Here is a 23134-nt window from a genome sequence, read left to right as displayed (position 1 = left end):
ATTTTCGAAGAGTATAAGTGAGCAGCTTATAAATTCAAGTCCCAAATAGATTCATACTAGTATCTTTTGCAAAAAATAAAGGGCGACTTCCTTCATGAATATCAATTTCATCTATAAGGAAGGTAGCTCATTGAACTAACTTATTTATTCTGTTTGTCGCTAGAAAAATCAGATCTTCTTGTGAAAATTGAGGAGATACTGAATGAAAATCAAAGAAGAAACTAGCAAGCTAGTAGCAGATTGCCCAAAACACCGCTTTGAGGTTGTAGATAAGACTGACCTATATAATCCAAGGTGAAGCGACTGTGGTTTGAGGAGATTTTCAAAGAGTATAGGCTAGAGAGTGTTGTGTTTTTATGTCTTTCTAGTAGAAAATGCTAGACAGAAGAATGGGGAACTTGGATAGGAAAAATAGATTGAGAAAGGAGGTTAGAAGAGATGATTATTACAAAAATTAGCCGTTTAGGAACTTATGTGGGAGTAAATCCACATTTTGCAACATTGATAGATTTTCTAGAAAAAACAGGACTAGAAAATTTAACAGAAGGTCCGATTGCTATCGATGGTAATCGATTGTTTGGGAATTGCTTTACTTATCTAGCAGATGGTCAAGCAGGGGCTTTCTTTGAAACACACCAAAAATATTTGGATATTCATTTAGTTTTGGAAAACGAAGAAGCCATGGCTGTTACGTCGCCGGAAAATGTAAGCGTTACCCAAGAGTATGATGAAGAGAAGGATATTGAATTATACACAGGGAAAGTGGAACAGTTGGTTCATTTGAGAGCTGGCGAATGCCTCATCACTTTTCCAGAAGATTTACATCAACCCAAGGTTCGTATAAATGATGAACCTGTGAAAAAAGTTGTCTTTAAAGTTGCGATTTCTTAATGTAGAAAGGGAAGAACGATGAAAAAAATGAGAAAGTTTTTATGTTTAGCTGGAGTTGCGCTAGCAGCCGTTGCCTTGGTAGCTTGTTCAGGAAAGAAAGAAGCTACAACTAGTACTGAACCACCGACAGAATTATCTGGCGAGATTACAATGTGGCACTCCTTTACTCAAGGACCCCGTTTAGAAAGTATTCAAAAATCAGCAGATGCTTTCATGCAAAAGCATCCAAAAACGAAAATCAAGATTGAAACATTCTCTTGGAATGACTTCTATACTAAATGGACTACAGGTTTAGCAAATGGGAATGTGCCAGATATCAGTACAGCTCTCCCTAACCAAGTAATGGAAATGGTAAACTCAGATGCTTTGGTTCCGCTAAACGATTCTATCAAGCGTATTGGACAGGATAAATTTAACGAAACTGCCTTAAATGAGGCAAAAATCGGAGATGATTACTACTCTGTTCCTCTTTATTCACATGCACAAGTCATGTGGGTTAGAACAGATTTGTTAAAAGAACATAATATTGAGGTTCCTAAAACTTGGGATCAACTCTATGAAGCTTCTAAAAAATTGAAAGAAGCTGGAGTTTATGGCTTGTCTGTTCCGTTTGGAACAAATGACTTAATGGCAACACGTTTCTTGAACTTCTACGTACGTAGTGGTGGAGGAAGCCTCTTAACAAAAGATCTTAAAGCAGATTTGACAAGCCAACTTGCTCAAGATGGTATTAAATACTGGGTTAAAATGTATAAAGAAATTTCACCTCAAGATTCTTTGAACTTTAATGTCCTTCAACAAGCTACCTTGTTCTATCAAGGAAAAACAGCATTTGACTTTAACTCTGGCTTCCATATTGGAGGCATCAATGCCAACAGTCCTCAATTGATTGATTCGATTGATGCTTATCCTATTCCAAAAATCAAAGAATCTGATAAAGACCAAGGAATTGAAACCTCAAACATTCCAATGGTTGTTTGGAAAAATTCAAAACACCCAGAAGTTGCTAAAGCATTCTTAGAATCACTTTATAATGAAGAAGACTACATTAAATTCCTTGATTCAACTCCAGTAGGTATGTTGCCAACTATTAAGGGGATTAGCGATTCTGCAGCCTATAAAGAAAATGAAACTCGTAAGAAATTTAAACATGCTGAAGAAGTGATTACTGAAGCTGTTAAAAAAGGTACTGCTATTGGTTATGAAAATGGACCAAGTGTACAAGCTGGTATGTTGACTAACCAACACATTATTGAACAAATGTTCCAAGATATCATTACAAATGGAACAGACCCTATGAAAGCTGCAAAAGAAGCAGAAAAACAATTAAACGATTTATTTGAGGCTGTTCAGTAGGTGTAAAAGACTAGAAAATAGGTGGGCTAGTGAGCTGAAAAGCCCTAGCCCAATCTTGTAAAAGAAGGGAGAAGGAGAATGGTTAAAGAACGTAATTTAACTCGCTGGATATTTGTTTTGCCAGCTATGATTATCGTAGGATTACTCTTTGTTTATCCGTTTTTCTCGAGTATTTTTTATAGCTTTACCAATAAGCATTTGATTATGCCCAATTATAAATTTGTTGGTTTAGCTAACTATAAAGCTGTGCTATCAGATCCCAACTTCTTTAATGCGTTCTTTAATTCAATTAAGTGGACCATTTTCTCATTAGTTGGTCAAGTTTTAGTAGGGTTTGTATTGGCTTTAGCTCTTCACAGAGTCCGCCACTTCAAGAAATTATATAGGACCTTATTGATTGTTCCTTGGGCATTTCCTACAATCGTTATTGCCTTCTCTTGGCAATGGATTCTAAACGGGGTTTATGGCTACTTACCTAATCTAATCGTAAAATTAGGTTTAATGGAACATACACCTGCATTTTTGACAGATAGTACATGGGCATTCCTATGTTTGGTGTTTATCAACATTTGGTTTGGAGCGCCGATGATTATGGTTAATGTGCTTTCAGCTTTGCAAACAGTACCAGAAGAACAATTTGAGGCTGCTAAGATAGATGGTGCTTCAAGTTGGCAGGTGTTCAAATTTATCGTCTTTCCACATATTAAAGTGGTTGTAGGGCTTCTAGTTGTTTTGAGAACTGTATGGATCTTTAATAACTTTGATATCATCTACCTTATTACAGGTGGTGGACCAGCCAATGCTACAACGACGCTTCCAATTTTTGCCTACAACCTGGGTTGGGGAACTAAATTGTTGGGTCGTGCTTCAGCAGTTACAGTATTGCTCTTTATCTTCTTGGTGGCGATTTGCTTTATCTACTTTGCTATCATCAGTAAGTGGGAAAAGGAGGGTAGAAAATAATGAAGAAGAAATCCAGTATTTATTTAGATATTCTCTCACATGTACTTTTAGTTGGTGCGACCATCGTTGCAATTTTCCCATTGGTATGGATTATCATATCTTCTGTCAAAGGGAAAGGGGAATTAACTCAGTATCCAACACGATTTTGGCCTGAACAGTTTACATTAGATTATTTCACTCATGTTATCAACGATTTGCACTTCATTGATAACATTCGAAACAGTTTAATCATTGCCTTGGCTACAACCCTTATTGCGATTATTATTTCTGCTATGGCAGCCTATGGTATTGTTCGATTCTTTCCTAAATTGGGAGCAATCATGTCGAGACTACTCGTCATTACCTATATTTTCCCACCAATTTTGTTAGCAATTCCCTATTCAATTGCCATTGCTAAAGTTGGGTTAACAAATAGTTTATTTGGCTTGATGATGGTTTATCTATCTTTTAGTGTTCCATATGCAGTTTGGCTCTTAGTTGGATTTTTCCAAACAGTGCCAATTGGAATTGAAGAAGCAGCTCGAATTGATGGTGCGAATAAATTTGTTACGTTTTATAAAGTTGTGCTACCGATTGTAGCACCAGGTATTGTAGCAACAGCTATTTATACATTTATCAATGCTTGGAATGAATTCTTGTATGCCTTGATTTTGATTAACAATACAGGAAAGATGACAGTAGCAGTAGCTCTTCGTTCACTTAATGGTTCAGAAATACTAGACTGGGGAGATATGATGGCAGCATCTGTTATTGTAGTTCTTCCATCAATCATTTTCTTCTCTATCATCCAAAATAAAATTGCAAGTGGATTATCAGAAGGATCTGTGAAGTAATACTCAATGAAAATCAAAGAGCAAACTAGGAAACTAGCCACAGGCTGCTCAAAGTACAGCTTTGAGGTTGCAGATAAAACTGACGAAGTCAGCTCAAAACATGTTTTTGAGGCTGTAGATGAAGCTGACGAAGTCAGTAACCATACGCACAGTGAGGCGACGTTGACGCGGTTTGAAGAGATTTTCGAAGAGTATAAGTTAAAATTAGAAAGTTTATTCAATAATAAAGGAGAAAAAACATGGTTAAATACGGTGTTGTTGGAACAGGGTATTTTGGAGCTGAGTTGGCTCGTTATATGCAAAAGAATGATGGAGCAGAAATTACTCTTCTCTATGATCCAGATAATGCAGAGGCAATTGCAGAAGAATTGGGAGCAAAAGTAGCAAGTTCCTTAGATGAGTTGGTTTCTAGCGATGAAGTAGATTGTGTTATCGTCGCAACTCCAAATAATCTTCATAAAGAACCAGTTATTAAGGCTGCACAACATGGTAAAAATGTTTTCTGTGAAAAACCAATTGCGCTTTCTTATCAAGATTGCCGCGAGATGGTAGATGCATGTAAAGAAAACAATGTAACCTTTATGGCAGGACATATTATGAATTTCTTTAATGGTGTCCATCATGCAAAAGAACTCATTAATCAAGGAGTTATCGGAGACGTTCTATATTGTCATACAGCTCGTAATGGTTGGGAAGAACAACAACCGTCAGTATCATGGAAAAAAATTCGTGAAAAATCAGGTGGTCACTTGTATCACCACATCCATGAGTTGGATTGTGTTCAATTCCTTATGGGTGGTATGCCTGAAACTGTAACCATGACAGGTGGAAATGTAGCCCATGAAGGTGAACATTTCGGTGATGAAGATGATATGATTTTTGTCAATATGGAATTTTCTAATAAGCGTTTTGCTTTGTTAGAATGGGGTTCAGCTTATCGTTGGGGTGAACATTATGTCTTAATCCAAGGAACCAAAGGTGCCATCCGCTTAGACTTATTCAACTGTAAAGGAACTCTTAAGCTAGATGGACAAGAAAGTTATTTCTTGATTCACGAATCTCAAGAAGAAGATGATGATCGTACTCGTATCTATCATAGTACAGAGATGGATGGAGCAATTGCTTATGGTAAACCAGGTAAACGTACTCCATTATGGCTATCATCTGTCATTGATAAAGAAATGCGCTATCTGCATGAGATTATGCAGGGAGCTCCAGTATCAGAAGAATTTGCAAAACTATTGACAGGTGAAGCTGCCCTAGAAGCAATTGCTACTGCAGATGCTTGTACCCAGTCTATGTTTGAAGATCGCAAAGTAAAATTGTCAGAAATTGTAAAATAAATTTTGGTATTCTCCTATTATAGGTCGACTTGCTCCTCTGAAAGTACTTTTAGAGGAGCTGTTTGACTTGGCTAGTTTTTGAAACTGAAATCTATTCTACTACAAACTCTTGAAAGCGTTTTATTTTTAAGGTATAATAATCTCATAGAAACAAAGAAAAAGGAAAAGGAGGAAAGAGGATGCCACAGATTACTAAAGAAGCCTTGATTGCACAAATCAAAGATGGAATCATCGTTTCTTGTCAGGCCCTTCCTCACGAACCGCTTTATACAGAAGCGGGAGGAGTCATTCCCTTGCTGGTCAAAGCGGCTGAGCAAGGTGGAGCAGTCGGTATCCGAGCAAATAGTGTTCGTGATATCAAGGAAATCAAGGAGGTTACAAAACTTCCGATTATTGGAATAATCAAACGAGATTATCCGCCACAAGAACCCTTCATCACGGCTACCATGAAAGAAGTTGATGAATTGGCAGAACTGGACATCGAGGTGATTGCTCTGGATTGTACCAAGCGTGAACGCTACGATGGTTTGGAGATTCAAGAGTTCATTCGTCAGGTTAAGGAGAAATATCCTAATCAGCTTTTGATGGCTGATACTAGTATCTTCGAAGAAGGGCTAGCAGCTGTAGAAGCAGGAATTGACTTTGTCGGAACAACCTTATCAGGCTACACCTCCTACAGTCCAAAAGTGGATGGTCCAGATTTTGAACTCATCAAAAAACTCTGCGATGCCGGTGTAGATGTCATTGCAGAAGGAAAAATTCATACACCAGAACAAGCCAAACAAATCCTTGAATATGGAGTGCGAGGCATCGTTGTTGGTGGCGCTATTACTAGACCAAAAGAGATTACAGAACGCTTCGTTGCTGGTCTCAAATAACACAATCTTAAAAAGAGGAGAGTGGTGTATGAGTAGGATGAAATGAAATCGCATACAAGAAATAAAGAACTCATTATCCAAGTTGGATACGCTTATAAAATAGGAGAATACAAATGAAATTTAGAAAATTAGCTTGTACAGTACTTGCGAGTGCTGCGGTTCTTGGTCTTGCTGCTTGTGGCAATTCTGGCGGAAGTAAAGATGCTGGCAAATCAGGTGGTGACGGTGCCAAAACAGAAATCACTTGGTGGGCATTCCCAGTATTTACCCAAGAAAAAACTGGTGACGGTGTTGGAACTTATGAAAAATCAATCATCGAAGCGTTTGAAAAAGCAAATCCAGATGTAAAAGTGAAATTGGAAACCATCGACTTCAAGTCAGGCCCTGAAAAAATCACAACAGCTATCGAAGCTGGAACAGCTCCAGATGTACTCTTTGATGCACCAGGACGTATCATCCAATACGGTAAAAACGGTAAATTGGCTGAGTTGAACGACCTTTTCACAGATGAATTTGTTAAAGATGTCAACAATGAAAACATCGTACAAGCAAGTAAAGCTGGAGACAAGGCTTACATGTATCCAATTAGTTCTGCCCCATTCTACATGGCAATGAACAAGAAAATGTTAGAAGATGCTGGAGTTGCAAACCTTGTAAAAGAAGGTTGGACAACTGATGATTTTGAAAAAGTATTGAAAGCGCTCAAAGACAAGGGTTACACACCAGGTTCATTGTTCAGTTCTGGTCAAGGGGGAGACCAAGGAACACGTGCCTTTATCTCTAACCTTTATAGCGGTTCTGTAACAGATGAAAAAGTTAGCAAATATACAACTGATGATCCTAAATTCGTCAAAGGTCTTGAAAAAGCAACTAGCTGGATTAAAGACAATTTGCTCAATAATGGTTCACAATTTGACGGTGGGGCAGATATCCAAAACTTTGCCAACGGTCAAACATCTTACACAATCCTTTGGGCACCAGCTCAAAATGGTATCCAAGCTAAACTTTTAGAAGCAAGTAAGGTAGAAGTGGTAGAAGTACCATTCCCATCAGACGAAGGTAAGCCAGCTCTTGAATACCTTGTAAACGGATTTGCAGTATTCAACAACAAAGACGACAAGAAAGTCGCTGCATCTAAGAAATTTGTTCAATTTATCGCAGATGACAAAGAGTGGGGTCCAAAAGACGTAGTTCGTACAGGTGCTTTCCCAGTCCGTACTTCATTTGGAAAACTTTATGAAGACAAACGCATGGAAACAATCAGCAGCTGGACTCAATACTACTCACCATACTACAACACTATTGATGGATTTGCTGAAATGAGAACACTTTGGTTCCCAATGTTGCAATCTGTATCAAATGGTGACGAAAAACCAGCGGACGCTTTGAAAGCCTTCACTGAAAAAGCGAACGAAACAATCAAAAAAGCTATGAAACAATAGTCCTTAGTCATTCTATAAAAAGTAGTTTTTTAAAGAATCTAAGAGTGTATACCCCCTTTTCCCTCTACACAGATAGTGTAAGAAAAGGGGGGCTTTTGTTTAAAATGTAAGGAACTGTCACGAAATTAAAATGAAGTTCTTACATAAGCGAATCATAAAAAATTTCATTTTGATTTTAAAACAGTTCAAGAAAGTCAAAAAATTATTCTATTTGAAAGAGAGGTGCCGACTGTGAAAGTCAATAAAATCCGTATGAGGGAAACAGTGATTTCCTATGCTTTCCTAGCACCAGTGTTGTTCTTCTTTATTATCTTTGTTTTAGTACCAATGATTATGGGCTTCATCACAAGTTTCTTTAACTACTCTATGACTAGTTTTGAATTTGTGGGCTTAGATAACTATGTCCGTATGTTTAAAGATCCTGTCTTTACAAAATCTCTGATTAACACAGTTATTTTGGTTGTTGGCTCTGTACCGATTGTTGTTCTCTTCTCGCTCTTTGTAGCGTCACAGACCTATCATCAAAATGCTATTGCTAGATCCTTTTACCGTTTCGTCTTCTTCCTTCCAGTTGTAACAGGTAGTGTTGCCGTAACGGTTGTATGGAAATGGATTTATGATCCGCTATCAGGTATCTTAAACTTTGTTTTGAAATCTAGTCATATCATTACTCAAAATATTTCATGGCTGGGCGACAAGCACTGGGCATTGCTGGCGATTATGATTATCCTCTTGACAACGTCTGTTGGTCAACCGATTATCCTCTACATCGCAGCTATGGGGAATATTGACAATTCACTGGTTGAAGCAGCTCGTGTTGACGGTGCAACTGAGTTTCAAGTTTTCTGGAAGATTAAATGGCCAAGCCTTCTTCCAACAACTCTTTATATCGCAATCATCACGACAATCAACTCCTTCCAAGTTTTCGCCTTGATTCAATTGTTGACATCTGGTGGGCCAAACTACTCTACAAGTACCTTGATGTACTACCTGTACGAAAAAGCCTTCCAATTGACAGAATACGGTTATGCAAACACCATTGGTGTCTTCTTGGCAGTCATGATTGCGATCGTAAGTTTTGTTCAATTTAAGGCGCTCGGAAACGACGTAGAATACTAAAGAAAGGAGACAGCTATGCAATCTACAGAAAAAAAACCATTAACAGCCTTTACTGTTATTTCAACAATCATTTTGCTCTTGTTGACTGTGCTGTTCATCTTTCCATTCTACTGGATTTTGACAGGGGCATTCAAATCACAACCTGATACCATTATGATTCCGCCACAATGGTTCCCTAAAATGCCAACCATGGAAAACTTCCAACAACTCATGGTGCAGAACCCTGCCTTGCAGTGGATGTGGAACTCTGTGTTTATCTCGCTGGTAACCATGTTCTTAGTCTGTGCAACCTCATCTCTAGCAGGTTATGTATTGGCTAAAAAACGTTTCTATGGTCAACGCATTCTATTTGCTATCTTTATCGCTGCCATGGCGCTTCCAAAACAAGTTGTCCTTGTACCATTGGTACGTATCGTCAACTTCATGGGAATTCATGACACTCTTTGGGCAGTTATTTTGCCTTTGATTGGATGGCCATTCGGGGTCTTCCTCATGAAACAATTTAGCGAAAACATCCCAACAGAGTTGCTCGAATCAGCTAAAATTGACGGTTGTGGTGAGATTCGTACTTTCTGGAGCGTAGCCTTCCCGATTGTGAAACCAGGGTTTGCAGCCCTTGCAATCTTCACCTTCATCAATACTTGGAATGACTATTTCATGCAATTGGTAATGTTGACTTCACGTAACAATTTGACCATTTCACTTGGGGTTGCGACCATGCAGGCTGAAATGGCAACCAACTATGGTTTGATTATGGCAGGAGCTGCCCTTGCTGCCGTGCCAATCGTAACAGTCTTCCTAGTCTTCCAGAAATCCTTCACACAAGGGATTACTATGGGAGCGGTCAAAGGATAATACTCTGCGAAAATCGAATGCAAACTACGTCAGCGTCACCTTGCCATACTTAAGTATTGCCTGCGGTTAGCTTCCTAGTTTGTTCTTCAATTTTCATTGAGTATAAGAGAATATAGAGTTATAAGTGTCTACAAAATGTTGGGTATTTGCTTACCATAAAGATTTTGTCAGACACTTATCAACTTAAGAATGGTTTTAGTTAACTATCAGAAACGAAGGAAAGAGTATGATTTTTGACGATTTGAAAAATATTACCTTTTACAAAGGGATTCATCCCAATTTAGATAAGGCTATCGACTATCTCTACCAACATCGTAAAGATTCTTTCGAGTTAGGAAAGTATGAGATTGATGGAGACAAGGTCTTTCTAGTTGTTCAGGAAAATGTCCTCAATCAAGCTGAAAATGACCAGTTTGAACATCACAAGAACTATGCAGATTTGCATTTGCTGGTAGAAGGGCATGAATATTCGAGCTACGGTTCACGTATCAAAGATGAAGCAGTAGCATTTGACGAAGCGAGTGACATTGGCTTTGTTCATTGTCATGAACACTACCCACTCTTGTTGGGTTATCACAATTTTGCGATTTTCTTCCCAGGAGAACCACATCAGCCAAATGGCTATGCAGGTATGGAAGAGAAGGTTCGCAAGTATTTGTTTAAAATTTTGATTGATTAAAAATAGGATGAATTGTCTTTTTGTAAATCTTTGACAATAATCTACCATAAAATTGCTCTTTTGAGGTAGAGAAATGAGCTCTTATTGTCAGTATCTTTATTCAGAAATACTATTGGTATGGCAGGATTGAAGTTCAGCAAAGTCTTTATGGCTGCGGGAGCAAGAGTAGGATCACTGATCAAGATTTATGGAAGGATTTTACAAATAGCTGTGAATCTAGTTGATGTATATGGTTGTATAAACTTTTAAAACGAGAGAATGAAAGCACTTTGTATTTTTTTATTAAAAGCACTTTGTATTTTTTTATTGAATATGTTAGCTTGGACAGTGCTTGCAATGATAGTCCGTGGAGGGCTAGATGGATTTAATGAGCATACTTGGAGTAGTATTTTAGTTGCTTCGCTGTCCGGGATATATATAGATTATATGTCCATAGATAAAAATAGAAAAAAGTCCAAAAGAAAAAAGAAAAAATATCTTTGTTCATGGTAGGGACTTATGAAAGCTTTACTGATAAAAAAGAAAATAGTTTACAAAGAAAAATGATGGGGGAGCAAAGATGTCACAAAAAGGAAGAAGTCTCATCAAGGCTGCATTTGATACAGATAATTTTCTAATGCGAATTAGTGAGAAGGTTTTAGATATTGTAACAGTCAATCTTCTCTTTGTAGTAACTTGTTTGCCAATCGTAACGATTGGAGTGGCTAAAATCAGCCTCTACGAGACCATGTTCGAAGTTAAGAAGAGCAGACGTGTGCCTGTCTTTAGAATCTATTTAAGAGCTTTCAAGCAAAATCTGAAGCTCGGTCTTCAGTTAGGTCTGCTTGAGTTGGGCATTGTTTCATTAAGCCTTCTAGATCTTTATCTTTTCTGGAGTCAAACAGCTCTGCCCTTCCAATTGGTTAAAGCTATTTGTCTAGGTATTCTGATTTTCCTTACTATTGTGATGTTGGCTAGCTATCCTATCGCGGCACGTTATGACCTATCTTGGAAAGAAATTCTCCAAAAAGGATTGATGTTGGCTAGTTTTAATGCTCCTTGGTTTATCTTGATGATTGCAATTATCTTTTTGATTTTGATGATTCTATATCTATCAGCCTTTACCCTTCTATTGGGAGGATCAGCTTTTATTCTCTTTGGTTTTGGACTTCTTGCTTTTTTACAAGTGGGAGTGATGGAAAAGCTATTTGCTAAGTATGAGTAAGGGGTGCAATTATTTCTGAAACTACTTTCAAACGCTCCAGGCGCTATTCTATAAGCAAGAAACTAAAATCTAAGTGTCTATAAGATATTGAAAGCCTTTTCGGTAAAGTGTATACTAAAGAAGTAAAGAAAGAATCTGCTTTAGCAGAAAATAAAAATAATAGGAGAAAATCTATGTCAGATTTGAAAAAATACGAAGGTGTCATTCCAGCCTTCTACGCATGTTATGATGATCAAGGAGAAGTAAGTCCAGAGCGTACGCGTGCCTTGGTTCAATACTTCATTGATAAAGGTGTTCAAGGTCTTTATGTCAATGGTTCTTCTGGTGAATGTATTTACCAAAGTGTTGAAGACCGCAAGTTAATCTTGGAAGAAGTGATGGCAGTTGCCAAAGGGAAATTAACTATTATTGCCCATGTTGCTTGCAATAATACTAAAGATAGTATGGAACTAGCTCGCCATGCAGAAAGCTTGGGTGTAGATGCCATTGCAACGATTCCACCAATTTATTTCCGCTTGCCAGAATACTCAGTCGCTAAATACTGGAATGACATTAGTGCTGCAGCTCCAAACACAGACTATGTCATCTACAACATTCCTCAATTGGCAGGTGTTGCTCTGACTCCAAGTCTTTATACTGAAATGTTGAAGAATCCTCGTGTTATCGGTGTGAAGAACTCTTCTATGCCAGTTCAAGATATCCAAACTTTTGTGAGCCTTGGTGGGGAAGACCATATCGTCTTTAACGGTCCAGATGAACAGTTCTTAGGTGGTCGCCTCATGGGTGCCAAAGCTGGTATTGGTGGTACTTATGGTGCTATGCCAGAACTTTTCTTGAAACTCAATCAGTTGATTGCGGATAAAGATTTGGAAACAGCGCGTGAATTACAGTATGCTATCAACGCTATCATTGGTAAACTCACTGCTGCACATGGAAATATGTACGGTGTGATTAAGGAAGTCTTGAAGATCAATGAAGGCTTGAATATTGGTTCTGTTCGTTCACCATTGACACCAGTGACTGAAGACGATCGTCCAGTTGTAGAAGCAGCTGCAGCCTTGATTCGTGAAACCAAGGAGCGCTTCCTCTAATCCATAAGGAGGTATTTATGACACACTATGTTGCAATTGATATCGGTGGAACCAACATCAAATATGGTTTGATCGACCAAGAAGGCCAACTTGTTGAATCGCATGAAATGCCAACAGAGGCGCATAAGGGTGGACCTCATATCTTACAAAAGACCAAAGATATTGTAGCCAGCTATTTAGAAAAAGGCCCAGTAGCAGGTGTTGCCATTTCTTCTGCAGGAATGGTGGATCCTGATAAGGGTGAGATTTTCTATGCTGGGCCTCAAATCCCTAACTACGCAGGAACCCAGTTCAAAAAGGAAATCGAGACTAGCTTTGCGATTCCTTGTGAAATTGAGAATGACGTCAACTGTGCAGGTCTGGCTGAGGCAGTATCTGGTTCAGGCAAAGGAGCGAGTGTCACCCTTTGCTTGACCATTGGAACAGGTATCGGAGGTTGCTTGATTATGGATGGAAAAGTCTTCCATGGATTTAGCAATTCAGCCTGCGAAGTTGGTTATATGCATATGCAGGATGGAGCGTTCCAAGATTTGGCTTCTACGACAGCCTTGGTGGAGTATGTAGCAGCAGGTCATGGAGATCCAGTTGACCAGTGGAATGGTCGTCGTATCTTTAAGGAAGCTACAGAAGGCAATAAACTCTGCATGGCTGGTATTGACCGCATGGTAGACTATCTAGGAAAAGGTCTGGCAAATATTTGCTATGTTGCCAATCCAGAAGTGGTCATTCTGGGTGGGGGTATCATGGGGCAAGAAGCTATTCTCAAACCCAAGATCCGTACAGCCTTGAAAGAGGCTTTGGTACCAAGTTTGGCTGAGAAAACACGATTAGAATTTGCTCATCACCAGAATACAGCAGGGATGTTGGGTGCCTACTATCATTTTAAAACAAAATAATCCTAGTTTGGCTCAGCCAAACTAGGATTTTCTAATCAAATTCCCTTGACTTTCTTTATAATCGTGAGATAATAAATAAAATATATAAAGGAGTTATATAAAATGTCTATAGCAAATCCAAATAAAATTGTGACCTTCCAAGCTAATAGAGAATTAGTAAATGATGCCATGGAAGTGTTAAAAGAAAAAAATCTCTCTCTTTCATCGGCACTTAGATTATTTTTAAAGAATGTTGCCGTAACAAATGAAGTAGATTTACTGAGTGAAGAGGAATTAGAGAAGGAGTATTTGTTTAGACAATTACAAGCAGAAGTTCAAGAAAGTTATGCCAAGATTGAGGCTGGAAATTACTTGACAGATGAGGATGTCGTGACACGCTATGGATTATAAAAAATATCGGATTTTGTATTCTCCTAAAGTGATTGATAGTCTGGATAAAATATATCAGTATATAGCAGAGGAAATCGGTTCTGTAGAGGCTGCGAGACGAAAAGTGGCGAGTATTAGAAAAGATATTAATCGGCTAGAAATTTTCCCCCAAGCTGGATTTGATGCCGATGAAAAATTTGGTAAGAAATTAGATCCTCGCTACCAAACGCGAGGATTGACCTTGAGTAAGGATTACATCGTATTATATACAATTGTTGAGGATACCGTCAGACTTGCTTATTTACTCCCTTCAAAAAGTGATTACATGAAATTATTCAAGGCTAAGTCAAGATATGACTAATTCATAATCTTGAAGAGGTATGTTTGGTGATGAATAAAAATCCTAGTCTGGTTTAACCAAACTAGGATTTTCTGACACGTTTTTGTCTACGATAGCCGTTGAGTTTCTTATTTTCCCAGTAGCTATTAAAGATTTTTTCCTTGCTTTCGCGATTGATTTCCAAAAAGTAGGCATAAATCAAATCGATAAAGAAGAGCATAGGAAGTTGAGCGGATATTCGTTGGATATAGGAAGGCTGACTGTGGGTGGCTACAAGAACAGTCTCTGTGTAGGCCTGACTATCTTTATTGGGAACACTTGAAAAGAGTACAGTCTTTGCCCCCATCTCCTTAGCGTCTAATAAACTGTCTAAAATAGAGGGAGTTGTGCCAGAAAGTGAGAAACCAAGTACGAGACAATTTTCGTCCATAATACTGGTTGTCCAGGCAAAGCCGTCTTGATCGGTCAAGGCCTCGCAGACCACACCCAGACGCATGAAACGTAATTTCATTTCACGAGCTACTAGGCCAGAACTCCCTGTTCCGAAGAAGTAGACACGCTCAGCATCTTCGATTAATTGGGCAATTCGTTCTAGTTGGACTTCGTCAATCAAGTCTTGTGTTTGTTCCCTCATATTGCTATAGCTTCTGAGGACTCGTTTGGTCAGTGGACTGTGCTTGGAGACTTGTTTGGTTTGATTTTCTGCCTGATGTTGGTATTGGAAAATAAATTCTCGGTAGCCAGTAAAGCCACACTTTTTAGCAAAGCGAGTTAGTGCAGCCTGAGAGATATGTAATTTTTGAGTGACCTGTTGGGAGGAAAGGTCATCTTGAATGGTTTCAGCTTGCAAAAAATAGCGAGCGATTTCTTGCTCTAGGTCTGTCATTTCTTCAAAATGTGAATCAATGACAGTTGCGATATCTGGTTTGTCCATAGGGAAGGCTCCTTTAAATGAGTCGTGTTGGAAAAAGACTAGATTATTGAACTTTTACATTCATTATAACATATAATATAGGGATGGATAAATAAAAACGTATCTTACTGTAAAAACGAAAAAAAGCTTCTTACTTTTCCATAATTTTCTACTCAAATTGTGGTACAATTAAGAGTAAGATTTTAAGTTAGAAATGAGACTGATTTGTATGAGAAAATTTAACAGCCATTCGATTCCGATTCGGCTTAATTTATTGTTTTCAATCGTCATTTTACTCTTTATGACCATTATTGGTCGCCTGCTTTATATGCAGGTTTTGAACAAGGATTTTTACGAAAAAAAGCTAGCCTCAGCTAGTCAGACCAAGGTCACAACCAGTTCTGCCCGTGGGGAAATTTATGATGCTAGTGGAAAACCTTTGGTAGAAAATACTTTAAAGCAGGTTGTTTCCTTTACGCGTAGTAATAAAATGACTGCTAAAGATCTAAAAGAAATCGCTAGTCAGTTACTGGGGTATGTGAGTATCAGTTCGCCAAATTTGACAGAACGCCAGCTGGCTGATTACTATTTGGCTGATCCTGAAATCTATAAAAAAACAGTGGAGGCTCTCCCAAGTGAGAAACGCTTGGATTCAGATGGCAATCGCCTATCCGAATCAGAACTGTATAACAATGCGGTCGATAGTGTCCCAACAAGTCAACTAAACTATACAGAGGATGAAAAGAAAGAAATCTATCTTTTTAGTCAGTTAAATGCTGTTGGAAACTTTGCGACAGGAACCATTGCGACAGATCCTCTAAATGATTCTCAGGTGGCTGTTATTGCCTCTATTTCAAAGGAGATGCCTGGCATCAGTATTTCAACTTCGTGGGATCGAAAGGTTTTAGAGACTTCACTTTCGTCTATAGTAGGAAGTGTATCCAGTGAAAAAGCTGGTCTTCCAGCTGAAGAAGCAGATGCTTATATCAAAAAGGGGTATTCTTTAAATGACCGTGTTGGGACTTCTTACCTGGAAAAACAATACGAGGAAACCTTACAAGGAAAACGCTCGGTAAAAGAAATCCATCTGGATAAATATGGCAATATGGAAAGCGTGGATACAATTGAGGAAGGTAGTAAGGGAAACAATATCAAACTGACCATTGATTTGGCCTTCCAAGATAGCGTGGATGCTTTGCTGAAAAGTTATTTCAATTCCGAGCTAGGAAATGGTGGAGCTAAGTATTCTGAAGGCGTGTATGCAGTCGCCCTTAACCCCAAAACAGGTGCTGTTTTGTCTATGTCAGGACTCAAACATGACCTGAAAACGGGAGACTTGACGCCTGATTCCTTGGGAACGGTAACCAATGTCTTTGTCCCAGGGTCAGTAGTTAAGGCCGCTACCATCAGCTCAGGTTGGGAAAATGGTGTTTTATCAGGAAACCAAACCTTAACAGATCAGCCTATTGTTTTCCAAGGTTCAGCTCCAATTTATTCTTGGTATAAATTGGCATATGGATCTTTTCCTATTACAGCTGTGGAAGCCTTGGAGTATTCATCTAATGCTTACATGGTTCAAACCGCTCTTGGAATCATGGGCCAGACCTATCAACCAAATATGTTTGTTGGAACCAGCAATTTGGAAACAGCTATGGGAAAACTTCGTGCGACCTTTGGCGAATATGGCTTGGGGGCTGCGACCGGAATTGACCTACCAGATGAATCTACTGGATTTGTTCCCAAAGAGTATAGCTTTGCTAATTACATCACCAATGCCTTTGGGCAGTTTGATAACTATACGCCCATGCAGTTGGCTCAGTATGTAGCAACTATTGCAAATGATGGTGTTCGTGTGGCTCCTCGTATTGTGGAAGGTATTTATGGAAATAATGATAAGGGAGGCCTGGGCGACTTGATTCAGCAACTGCAACCGACAGAGATGAATAAGGTCAATATATCCGACTCCGATATGAGCATCTTGCACCAAGGTTTTTATCAGGTTGCTCATGGGACTAGTGGCTTGACTACTGGCCGTGCCTTTTCAAATGGTGCCTTGGTATCCATTAGCGGAAAAACGGGTACAGCCGAAAGCTATGTGGCAGATGGTCAGCAAGCAACCAATACCAATGCGGTGGCCTATGCCCCATCTGATAATCCCCAAATCGCTGTTGCAGTGGTCTTTCCTCATAATACCAATCTAACAAATGGTGTAGGACCTTCCATTGCGCGTGATATTATCAATCTGTATCAAAAATACCATCCGATGAACTAGAAAGGAAATTATGCTTTATCCAACACCTATTGCTAAGCTGATTGACAGTTATTCCAAGTTACCAGGTATCGGGATTAAGACGGCTACGCGTCTGGCCTTTTACACGATTGGGATGTCTGATGACGATGTCAATGAATTTGCAAAAAATCTCCTTTCTGCTAAGAGAGAATTGACCTACTGTTCTATTTGTGGTCGTTTGACAGACGACGATCCTTGTTCTATCTGTACCGATCCAAGTCGTGACCAGACAACGATTTTGGTGCTAGAGGATAGTCGGGATGTGGCAGCCATGGAAAATATCCAAGAATACCATGGACTCTATCATGTCCTGCATGGCCTCATTTCCCCTATGAATGGTATCAGTCCAGACGATATCAATCTCAAGAGTCTCATGACTCGTCTGATGGATAGTGAGGTTTCAGAAGTAATCGTAGCAACCAATGCCACAGCAGATGGGGAAGCGACTTCCATGTATCTTTCACGTTTGCTCAAGCCAGCTGGGATCAAGGTTACGCGCCTGGCACGAGGCCTCGCTGTGGGAGCAGATATCGAGTATGCGGACGAAGTGACCCTCTTACGGGCTATTGAAAATCGAACAGAGTTGTAAGTGTAGACAAATTTACGAACTCCAATCATTTATAAAAAATCAAGGAGGCTGAAAATCGTTCCTATCGGCCTCTTTTTGTATAGTGTGATGAGTAGGATCAGGTTCAAGTTTTAAAAAAACAAGCAAATATGATATACTAAAGAGCGAGTATTCTAGTAGAATTAGGACAAATAATATGAAACAAACGATTATTCTTTTATATGGTGGACGGAGTGCGGAACGCGAAGTCTCTGTCCTTTCAGCGGAAAGTGTCATGCGTGCGGTCAATTACAACCGTTTCACAGTTAAGACTTTCTTTATCAGCCAGTCAGGTGATTTTATCAAAACGCAGGAATTTAGCCAGACTCCGGGGCAAGAAGACCGTCTCATGACCAATGAAACTATTGATTGGGATAAGAAAGTTGCACCAAGTGCTATCTATGAAGAAGGGGCAGTGGTCTTCCCAGTTCTTCACGGTCCGATGGGAGAAGATGGCTCTGTCCAAGGATTCTTGGAAGTTTTGAAAATGCCTTATGTCGGTTGCAACATCTTGTCATCTAGCCTTGCCATGGACAAAATCACGACCAAGCGTGTTTTGGAATCTGCTGGTATTGCCCAAGTTCCTTATGTGGCCATCGTTGAAGGTGATGATGTGACTGCTAAAATCGCTGAAGTGGAAGAAAAATTGGCTTATCCAGTCTTCACTAAGCCGTCAAACATGGGGTCTAGTGTCGGTATTTCTAAGTCTGAAAACCAAGAAGAACTCCGTCAAGCCTTAAAACTTGCCTTCCGATATGACAGCCGTGTCTTGGTAGAGCAAGGGGTAAATGCCCGTGAAATCGAGGTTGGTCTACTGGGCAACTACGATGTCAAAAGCACCCTTCCAGGAGAAGTAGTCAAGGATGTTGCCTTTTATGACTACGATGCCAAGTATATTGATAACAAGATTACCATGGATATTCCGGCCAAAATCAGTAATGATGTGATAGCTGTCATGCGTCAAAATGCAGAAACTGCCTTCCGTGCCATTGGTGGTTTAGGTCTATCTCGTTGCGATTTCTTCTATACAAATAAGGGAGAGATTTTCCTAAACGAGCTCAATACCATGCCAGGCTTCACCCAGTGGTCAATGTATCCACTACTTTGGGACAATATGGGGATCACCTACCCAGATTTAATCGAGCGTTTGGTTGACCTTGCCAAGGAAAGTTTTGACAAGCGCGAAGCGCATTTGCTATAAAATGAAAGAGAGGGTAGAAGCCAGAATCATCACTGCAAGGTGATCAGAGTTCTCGGACTTCAACCCTTTTTAAAGGAGTAGAAATGAAATTAACAATCCATGAGGTTGTCCAAGCTGTTGGAGCTAAAAATGATGTTAGTCTTTTTGCGGACGCCCAGTTAGAAAAGGCTGAGTTTGACAGTCGATTGATTGGGACTGGAGATTTATTTGTGCCACTCAAAGGTGCGCGTGACGGTCACGACTTTATCGAAACAGCCTTTGAAAATGGCGCTGCTGTAACCTTGTCTGAGAAAGAAATCGCAAATCATCCCTACATTCTAGTAGATGATGTTTTGACTGCCTTTCAAACCCTAGCTGCCTACTATCTTGAAAAAACAGCGGTTGATGTCTTTGCGGTTACGGGTTCAAATGGCAAGACAACGACCAAGGATATGTTAGCGCACTTGCTATCAACAACCTACAAAACTTACAAAACACAAGGCAACTACAATAATGAGATTGGCCTTCCTTACACAGTTCTCCATATGCCTGAAGAAACAGAAAAGTTGGTCTTGGAGATGGGGCAGGATCACTTGGGAGATATTCATCTCTTGTCTGAATTGGCTCGTCCAAAAACAGCCATCGTAACCTTGGTTGGAGAAGCCCATTTGGCCTTTTTCAAAGACCGTTCTGAGATTGCTAAAGGAAAGATGCAAATTGCAGACGGGATGGCTGAAGGTTCTTTGCTTTTGGCCCCAGCCGACTCCATTGTAGAGGCCTACTTGCCAGCTGATAAAAAGGTGGTCCGTTTTGGGCAAGGAGCTGAGTTGGAAATCACAGACTTGGTTGAGCGTAAGGACAGTCTGACCTTTAAGGCTAATTTCTTGGAACAAGACCTTGATTTGCCAGTGACTGGTAAGTACAATGCTACCAATGCTATGATTGCGTCCTATGTTGCCATACAAGAAGGAGTTTCAGAGGAGCAAATTCGTTTGGCCTTCCAACATCTTGAATTGACGCGTAACCGTACCGAGTGGAAGAAAGCAGCCAATGGAGCAGATATTCTGTCTGACGTATACAATGCCAATCCAACTGCTATGAAGTTGATTTTGGAGACTTTTTCTGCCATTCCAGCCAATGAAGGTGGCAAGAAAATTGCGGTTTTAGCGGACATGAAGGAACTGGGTAACCAGTCAGTTCAACTCCATAATCAGATGATTTTGAGCCTCTCGCCAGATGTGCTGGATACCGTGATTTTCTATGGGGAAGATATTGCTGAATTAGCCCAATTGGCTAGTCAAATGTTCCCAATTGGCCACGTTTTTTACTTCAAGAAAACAGAAGACCAAGACCAATTTGAAGACCTAGTCAAGCAGGTCAAGGAAAGCCTTGGAACCAATGACCAAATCCTGCTCAAAGGCTCTAACTCTATGAACCTAGCCAAATTGGTAGAAAGTTTAGAAACTGAAGACAAGTAATTTTGTCAAACATTTACGTATTTCTAAATCCATTTTTTACAAATAGCATGGTATAATAATATGCAGGAAAATTTTGAATCATGAGGAAGACTAGATGAATTTATGGGATATTTTCTTTACGACCCAAGCAACAGAACCGCCCAAATTTGACCTTTTTTGGTATGTCAGTATATTTACACTCTTGGCTTTGACCTTTTATACAGCCTATCGTTATCGTGAAAAGAGGGTTTACCAACGATTTTTCCAGATTTTACAGGCCGTTCAGTTAATCCTACTTTATGGTTGGTACTGGGTCAATCATATGCCACTATCAGAAAGCTTACCCTTTTACCATTGTCGTATGGCCATGTTTGTGGTGCTCTTGCTTCCTGGTCAGTCTAAATATAGGCAGTATTTTGCATTGCTAGGAACATTTGGGACATTAGCAGCCTTTGTTTATCCAGTGCCAGATGCCTATCCTTTCCCCCATATTGCGATTTTATCCTTTATCTTTGGCCACTTAGCTCTCTTGGGGAACTCCCTAATTTATCTCTTGAGACAGTATAGTGCGCGTTTGCTGGATGTGAAGGGGATTTTTCTCATGACCTTTGCATTAAATGCCTTGATTTTTGTGGTCAATTTGGTAACAGGTGGCGATTATGGATTTTTGACAAAACCGCCATTGGTTGGAGACCACGGCTTAGTAGCTAATTATTTAATCGTTTCCCTGGCCTTGTCAGCGGCGATTACGTTGACAAAGAAAATTTTGGAACTATTTTTAGAACAAGAAGCAGAAAAAATGATTGCAAAGAAAGCTTAGAAATGAGCTTTCTTTTTTGATCTTAGAGAGTTTTTACAAGCAGCTCATAAAATAAGAATTTCTGAATAGACAAACTCAAAAATTGGCTGGGAAATTTAGGAAAAAAGCAAGCACGATTAAATTTTTTGTGTTATAATATTCTGTGAATAGCTATGCCTAGGTTTAGCTATGGAATAATACGAAGTGCGAAACTTGGAAGATAGAGAGGATGCGATGTAATGGCTAGAGAAGGCTTTTTTACAGGTCTAGATATTGGAACAAGCTCTGTTAAGGTGCTTGTAGCCGAGCAGAGAAATGGTGAATTAAATGTAATTGGCGTGAGTAATGCCAAAAGTAAAGGTGTAAAGGATGGAATTATTGTTGATATTGATGCGGCAGCAACTGCTATCAAATCAGCTATTTCCCAAGCGGAAGAAAAGGCAGGCATTTCTATTAAATCAGTGAATGTCGGCTTGCCTGGTAATCTTTTGCAGGTAGAACCAACTCAAGGGATGATTCCAGTAACATCTGATACCAAGGAAATTACGGATCAAGATGTTGAAAATGTTGTCAAATCAGCTTTGACAAAGAGTATGACACCTGACCGTGAAGTCATTACCTTTATTCCTGAAGAATTTATTGTGGATGGTTTCCAAGGGATTCGTGACCCACGTGGCATGATGGGGGTTCGCCTTGAAATGCGTGGTTTGCTTTATACAGGACCTCGTACTATCTTGCACAATTTGCGTAAGACGGTTGAGCGTGCAGGTGTTCAGGTTGAAAATATTATCATTTCACCACTAGCAATGGTTCAATCAGTTTTGAACGAAGGGGAACGTGAATTTGGTGCTACAGTGATTGATATGGGGGCAGGTCAAACGACTGTCGCTACAATCCGTAACCAAGAACTCCAGTTTACCAATATTCTCCAAGAAGGCGGAGATTATGTAACTAAGGATATCTCTAAAGTCTTGAAAACTTCTCAGAAGTTGGCTGAAGGTTTGAAATTAAACTATGGAGAGGCTTACCCTCCTCTTGCAAGCAAAGAAACCTTCCAAGTAGAAGTTATTGGAGAAGTAGAAGCAGTCGAAGTGACGGAAGCCTACTTGTCAGAAATTATTTCTGCACGAATCAAGCACATCCTTGAACAAATTAAGCAAGAATTAGATAGAAGACGTCTATTGGAGCTCCCTGGTGGCATTGTCTTGATCGGTGGAAATGCTATTTTACCGGGTATGGTAGAATTGGCTCAAGAAGTCTTTGGCGTTCGTGTCAAGCTTTATGTTCCAAATCAAGTTGGTATCCGTAATCCAGCCTTTGCGCATGTGATTAGTTTATCAGAATTTGCGGGTCAATTAACAGAAGTTAATCTTTTGGCTCAGAGAGCGATAAAAGGTGAGAATGATTTAAGTCATCAGCCAATTAGTTTTGGTGGGATGCTGCAAAAGACAGCTCAGTTTGTACAATCAACGCCTGTTCAACCAGCTCCTGCTCCAGAAGTAGAGCCGGTGGCGCCTACAGAACCAATGGCGGATTTCCAACAAGCTTCACAAAATAAACCGAAATTAGCAGATCGTTTCCGTGGCTTGATCGGAAGCATGTTTGACGAATAAAGAGGAAAAATAAATT

The 23134-nt window shown here is 39.6% G+C and carries 23 protein-coding genes; 22 read left to right on the top strand and 1 reads right to left on the bottom strand.

What is annotated here, in order from left to right; all coding sequences use genetic code 11:
- The first annotated feature begins 438 nt into the window (after positions 1-438).
- The 16 genes from HT724_RS07950 to HT724_RS07880 all read left to right on the top strand — a co-directional run bounded on the left by HT724_RS07950 (position 439) and on the right by HT724_RS07880 (position 14280).
- Positions 439-891 (top strand): YhcH/YjgK/YiaL family protein, encoded by a 453-nt coding sequence (locus HT724_RS07950; RefSeq protein ID WP_000587459.1) that lies wholly within the window; start codon positions 439-441, stop codon positions 889-891.
- An 18-nt stretch (positions 892-909) separates the two neighbouring features.
- Positions 910-2247, top strand: a complete 1338-nt coding sequence (locus tag HT724_RS07945) for a sugar ABC transporter substrate-binding protein (RefSeq protein ID WP_057517239.1) — start codon at positions 910-912, stop codon at positions 2245-2247.
- Between the two features lie 78 nt (positions 2248-2325).
- A complete protein-coding gene (locus tag HT724_RS07940; RefSeq protein ID WP_000237985.1) occupies positions 2326-3210 on the top strand; it encodes a sugar ABC transporter permease in 885 nt (294 codons plus the stop codon).
- Complete coding sequence (locus tag HT724_RS07935; RefSeq protein WP_000730470.1) at positions 3210-4043, top strand: carbohydrate ABC transporter permease; 834 nt, start codon at positions 3210-3212, stop codon at positions 4041-4043. The genes HT724_RS07940 and HT724_RS07935 overlap by 1 nt, the downstream gene beginning before the upstream one ends.
- Before the next feature lie 239 nt (positions 4044-4282).
- The gene (locus HT724_RS07930) at positions 4283-5386 is read left to right on the top strand and encodes a Gfo/Idh/MocA family oxidoreductase (RefSeq protein ID WP_000241735.1); all 1104 of its coding nucleotides are present in this window, start codon (positions 4283-4285) and stop codon (positions 5384-5386) included.
- Between the two features lie 179 nt (positions 5387-5565).
- Entirely contained in the window at positions 5566-6264 is a 699-nt protein-coding gene (locus tag HT724_RS07925; RefSeq protein WP_173276627.1) for an N-acetylmannosamine-6-phosphate 2-epimerase, read from the top strand.
- Between the two features lie 113 nt (positions 6265-6377).
- Complete coding sequence (locus HT724_RS07920; RefSeq protein WP_173249590.1) at positions 6378-7706, top strand: ABC transporter substrate-binding protein; 1329 nt, start codon at positions 6378-6380, stop codon at positions 7704-7706.
- Positions 7707-7958: 252 nt separating this feature from the next.
- Complete coding sequence (locus tag HT724_RS07915; protein ID WP_162278974.1) at positions 7959-8825, top strand: sugar ABC transporter permease; 867 nt, start codon at positions 7959-7961, stop codon at positions 8823-8825.
- A gap of 15 nt (positions 8826-8840) precedes the next feature.
- A complete protein-coding gene (locus tag HT724_RS07910; protein WP_001192006.1) occupies positions 8841-9680 on the top strand; it encodes a carbohydrate ABC transporter permease in 840 nt (279 codons plus the stop codon).
- A gap of 226 nt (positions 9681-9906) precedes the next feature.
- Complete coding sequence (locus HT724_RS07905) at positions 9907-10359, top strand: YhcH/YjgK/YiaL family protein (protein ID WP_000575448.1); 453 nt, start codon at positions 9907-9909, stop codon at positions 10357-10359.
- 312 nt (positions 10360-10671) lie between these two features.
- The gene (locus tag HT724_RS10305) at positions 10672-10851 is read left to right on the top strand and encodes a hypothetical protein (RefSeq protein WP_240156735.1); all 180 of its coding nucleotides are present in this window, start codon (positions 10672-10674) and stop codon (positions 10849-10851) included.
- 67 nt (positions 10852-10918) lie between these two features.
- Complete coding sequence (locus tag HT724_RS07900) at positions 10919-11563, top strand: YesL family protein (RefSeq protein WP_173218880.1); 645 nt, start codon at positions 10919-10921, stop codon at positions 11561-11563.
- A 173-nt stretch (positions 11564-11736) separates the two neighbouring features.
- Positions 11737-12654 (top strand): dihydrodipicolinate synthase family protein, encoded by a 918-nt coding sequence (locus HT724_RS07895; protein ID WP_001281483.1) that lies wholly within the window; start codon positions 11737-11739, stop codon positions 12652-12654.
- Positions 12655-12671: 17 nt separating this feature from the next.
- Positions 12672-13550: an ROK family protein gene (locus HT724_RS07890; RefSeq protein ID WP_173276628.1), complete on the top strand. Its 879-nt coding sequence runs from the start codon at positions 12672-12674 to the stop codon at positions 13548-13550.
- A gap of 102 nt (positions 13551-13652) precedes the next feature.
- On the top strand, positions 13653-13940 hold the full coding sequence (locus HT724_RS07885) for a hypothetical protein (RefSeq protein ID WP_173276629.1): 288 nt from the start codon (positions 13653-13655) through the stop codon (positions 13938-13940).
- A complete protein-coding gene (locus HT724_RS07880; RefSeq protein ID WP_173276630.1) occupies positions 13930-14280 on the top strand; it encodes a type II toxin-antitoxin system RelE/ParE family toxin in 351 nt (116 codons plus the stop codon). Before HT724_RS07885 ends, HT724_RS07880 begins: the two co-directional genes overlap by 11 nt.
- Before the next feature lie 61 nt (positions 14281-14341).
- Here the strand turns inward: HT724_RS07880 and HT724_RS07875 are convergent, their stop codons facing one another.
- Positions 14342-15193 carry a MurR/RpiR family transcriptional regulator gene (locus tag HT724_RS07875; protein ID WP_173276631.1) on the bottom strand — a complete coding sequence of 284 codons (852 nt, stop codon included), beginning with the start codon at positions 15191-15193 and terminating at the stop codon, positions 14342-14344.
- A 193-nt stretch (positions 15194-15386) separates the two neighbouring features.
- On the opposite strand from HT724_RS07875, the gene pbp2b reads away from it, so the two are divergent.
- From pbp2b to ftsA, 6 genes are all read left to right on the top strand, one after another.
- Complete coding sequence (gene pbp2b / locus HT724_RS07870) at positions 15387-17444, top strand: penicillin-binding protein 2B (RefSeq protein WP_173276632.1); 2058 nt, start codon at positions 15387-15389, stop codon at positions 17442-17444.
- 10 nt (positions 17445-17454) lie between these two features.
- The gene (gene recR, locus HT724_RS07865; protein ID WP_000966748.1) at positions 17455-18051 is read left to right on the top strand and encodes a recombination mediator RecR; all 597 of its coding nucleotides are present in this window, start codon (positions 17455-17457) and stop codon (positions 18049-18051) included.
- Positions 18052-18226: 175 nt separating this feature from the next.
- Positions 18227-19270, top strand: coding sequence for a D-alanine--D-alanine ligase (locus tag HT724_RS07860; RefSeq protein WP_173276633.1), 1044 nt, complete (start codon positions 18227-18229; stop codon positions 19268-19270).
- Positions 19271-19353: 83 nt separating this feature from the next.
- A complete protein-coding gene (murF, locus tag HT724_RS07855; protein ID WP_173276634.1) occupies positions 19354-20727 on the top strand; it encodes a UDP-N-acetylmuramoyl-tripeptide--D-alanyl-D-alanine ligase in 1374 nt (457 codons plus the stop codon).
- A gap of 94 nt (positions 20728-20821) precedes the next feature.
- On the top strand, positions 20822-21526 hold the full coding sequence (locus HT724_RS07850) for a TIGR02206 family membrane protein (RefSeq protein WP_173276635.1): 705 nt from the start codon (positions 20822-20824) through the stop codon (positions 21524-21526).
- 218 nt (positions 21527-21744) lie between these two features.
- A complete protein-coding gene (gene ftsA / locus HT724_RS07845; RefSeq protein WP_173276636.1) occupies positions 21745-23118 on the top strand; it encodes a cell division protein FtsA in 1374 nt (457 codons plus the stop codon).
- Positions 23119-23134: the final 16 nt, after the last annotated feature.

This window comes from Streptococcus sp. k-402 (assembly GCF_013277515.1).
Taxonomy (GTDB): domain Bacteria; phylum Bacillota; class Bacilli; order Lactobacillales; family Streptococcaceae; genus Streptococcus.
This window is presented reverse-complemented; position numbering and strand designations above follow the sequence as displayed.

Coding starts and splice junctions, on each gene's coding strand:
- HT724_RS07935 (WP_000730470.1), top strand. CDS start 3,210: ATGAAGAAGAAATCCAGTATTTATTTAGATATTCTCTCACATGTACTT.
- HT724_RS07900 (WP_173218880.1), top strand. CDS start 10,919: ATGTCACAAAAAGGAAGAAGTCTCATCAAGGCTGCATTTGATACAGAT.
- HT724_RS07950 (WP_000587459.1), top strand. CDS start 439: ATGATTATTACAAAAATTAGCCGTTTAGGAACTTATGTGGGAGTAAAT.
- HT724_RS07910 (WP_001192006.1), top strand. CDS start 8,841: ATGCAATCTACAGAAAAAAAACCATTAACAGCCTTTACTGTTATTTCA.
- recR (WP_000966748.1), top strand. CDS start 17,455: ATGCTTTATCCAACACCTATTGCTAAGCTGATTGACAGTTATTCCAAG.
- HT724_RS07920 (WP_173249590.1), top strand. CDS start 6,378: ATGAAATTTAGAAAATTAGCTTGTACAGTACTTGCGAGTGCTGCGGTT.
- HT724_RS10305 (WP_240156735.1), top strand. CDS start 10,672: ATGTTAGCTTGGACAGTGCTTGCAATGATAGTCCGTGGAGGGCTAGAT.
- HT724_RS07860 (WP_173276633.1), top strand. CDS start 18,227: ATGAAACAAACGATTATTCTTTTATATGGTGGACGGAGTGCGGAACGC.
- HT724_RS07850 (WP_173276635.1), top strand. CDS start 20,822: ATGAATTTATGGGATATTTTCTTTACGACCCAAGCAACAGAACCGCCC.
- pbp2b (WP_173276632.1), top strand. CDS start 15,387: ATGAGACTGATTTGTATGAGAAAATTTAACAGCCATTCGATTCCGATT.
- HT724_RS07885 (WP_173276629.1), top strand. CDS start 13,653: ATGTCTATAGCAAATCCAAATAAAATTGTGACCTTCCAAGCTAATAGA.
- HT724_RS07905 (WP_000575448.1), top strand. CDS start 9,907: ATGATTTTTGACGATTTGAAAAATATTACCTTTTACAAAGGGATTCAT.
- HT724_RS07915 (WP_162278974.1), top strand. CDS start 7,959: ATGAGGGAAACAGTGATTTCCTATGCTTTCCTAGCACCAGTGTTGTTC.
- HT724_RS07895 (WP_001281483.1), top strand. CDS start 11,737: ATGTCAGATTTGAAAAAATACGAAGGTGTCATTCCAGCCTTCTACGCA.
- HT724_RS07875 (WP_173276631.1), bottom strand. CDS start 15,193: ATGGACAAACCAGATATCGCAACTGTCATTGATTCACATTTTGAAGAA.
- HT724_RS07945 (WP_057517239.1), top strand. CDS start 910: ATGAAAAAAATGAGAAAGTTTTTATGTTTAGCTGGAGTTGCGCTAGCA.
- HT724_RS07890 (WP_173276628.1), top strand. CDS start 12,672: ATGACACACTATGTTGCAATTGATATCGGTGGAACCAACATCAAATAT.
- HT724_RS07940 (WP_000237985.1), top strand. CDS start 2,326: ATGGTTAAAGAACGTAATTTAACTCGCTGGATATTTGTTTTGCCAGCT.
- HT724_RS07880 (WP_173276630.1), top strand. CDS start 13,930: ATGGATTATAAAAAATATCGGATTTTGTATTCTCCTAAAGTGATTGAT.
- murF (WP_173276634.1), top strand. CDS start 19,354: ATGAAATTAACAATCCATGAGGTTGTCCAAGCTGTTGGAGCTAAAAAT.
- ftsA (WP_173276636.1), top strand. CDS start 21,745: ATGGCTAGAGAAGGCTTTTTTACAGGTCTAGATATTGGAACAAGCTCT.
- HT724_RS07925 (WP_173276627.1), top strand. CDS start 5,566: ATGCCACAGATTACTAAAGAAGCCTTGATTGCACAAATCAAAGATGGA.
- HT724_RS07930 (WP_000241735.1), top strand. CDS start 4,283: ATGGTTAAATACGGTGTTGTTGGAACAGGGTATTTTGGAGCTGAGTTG.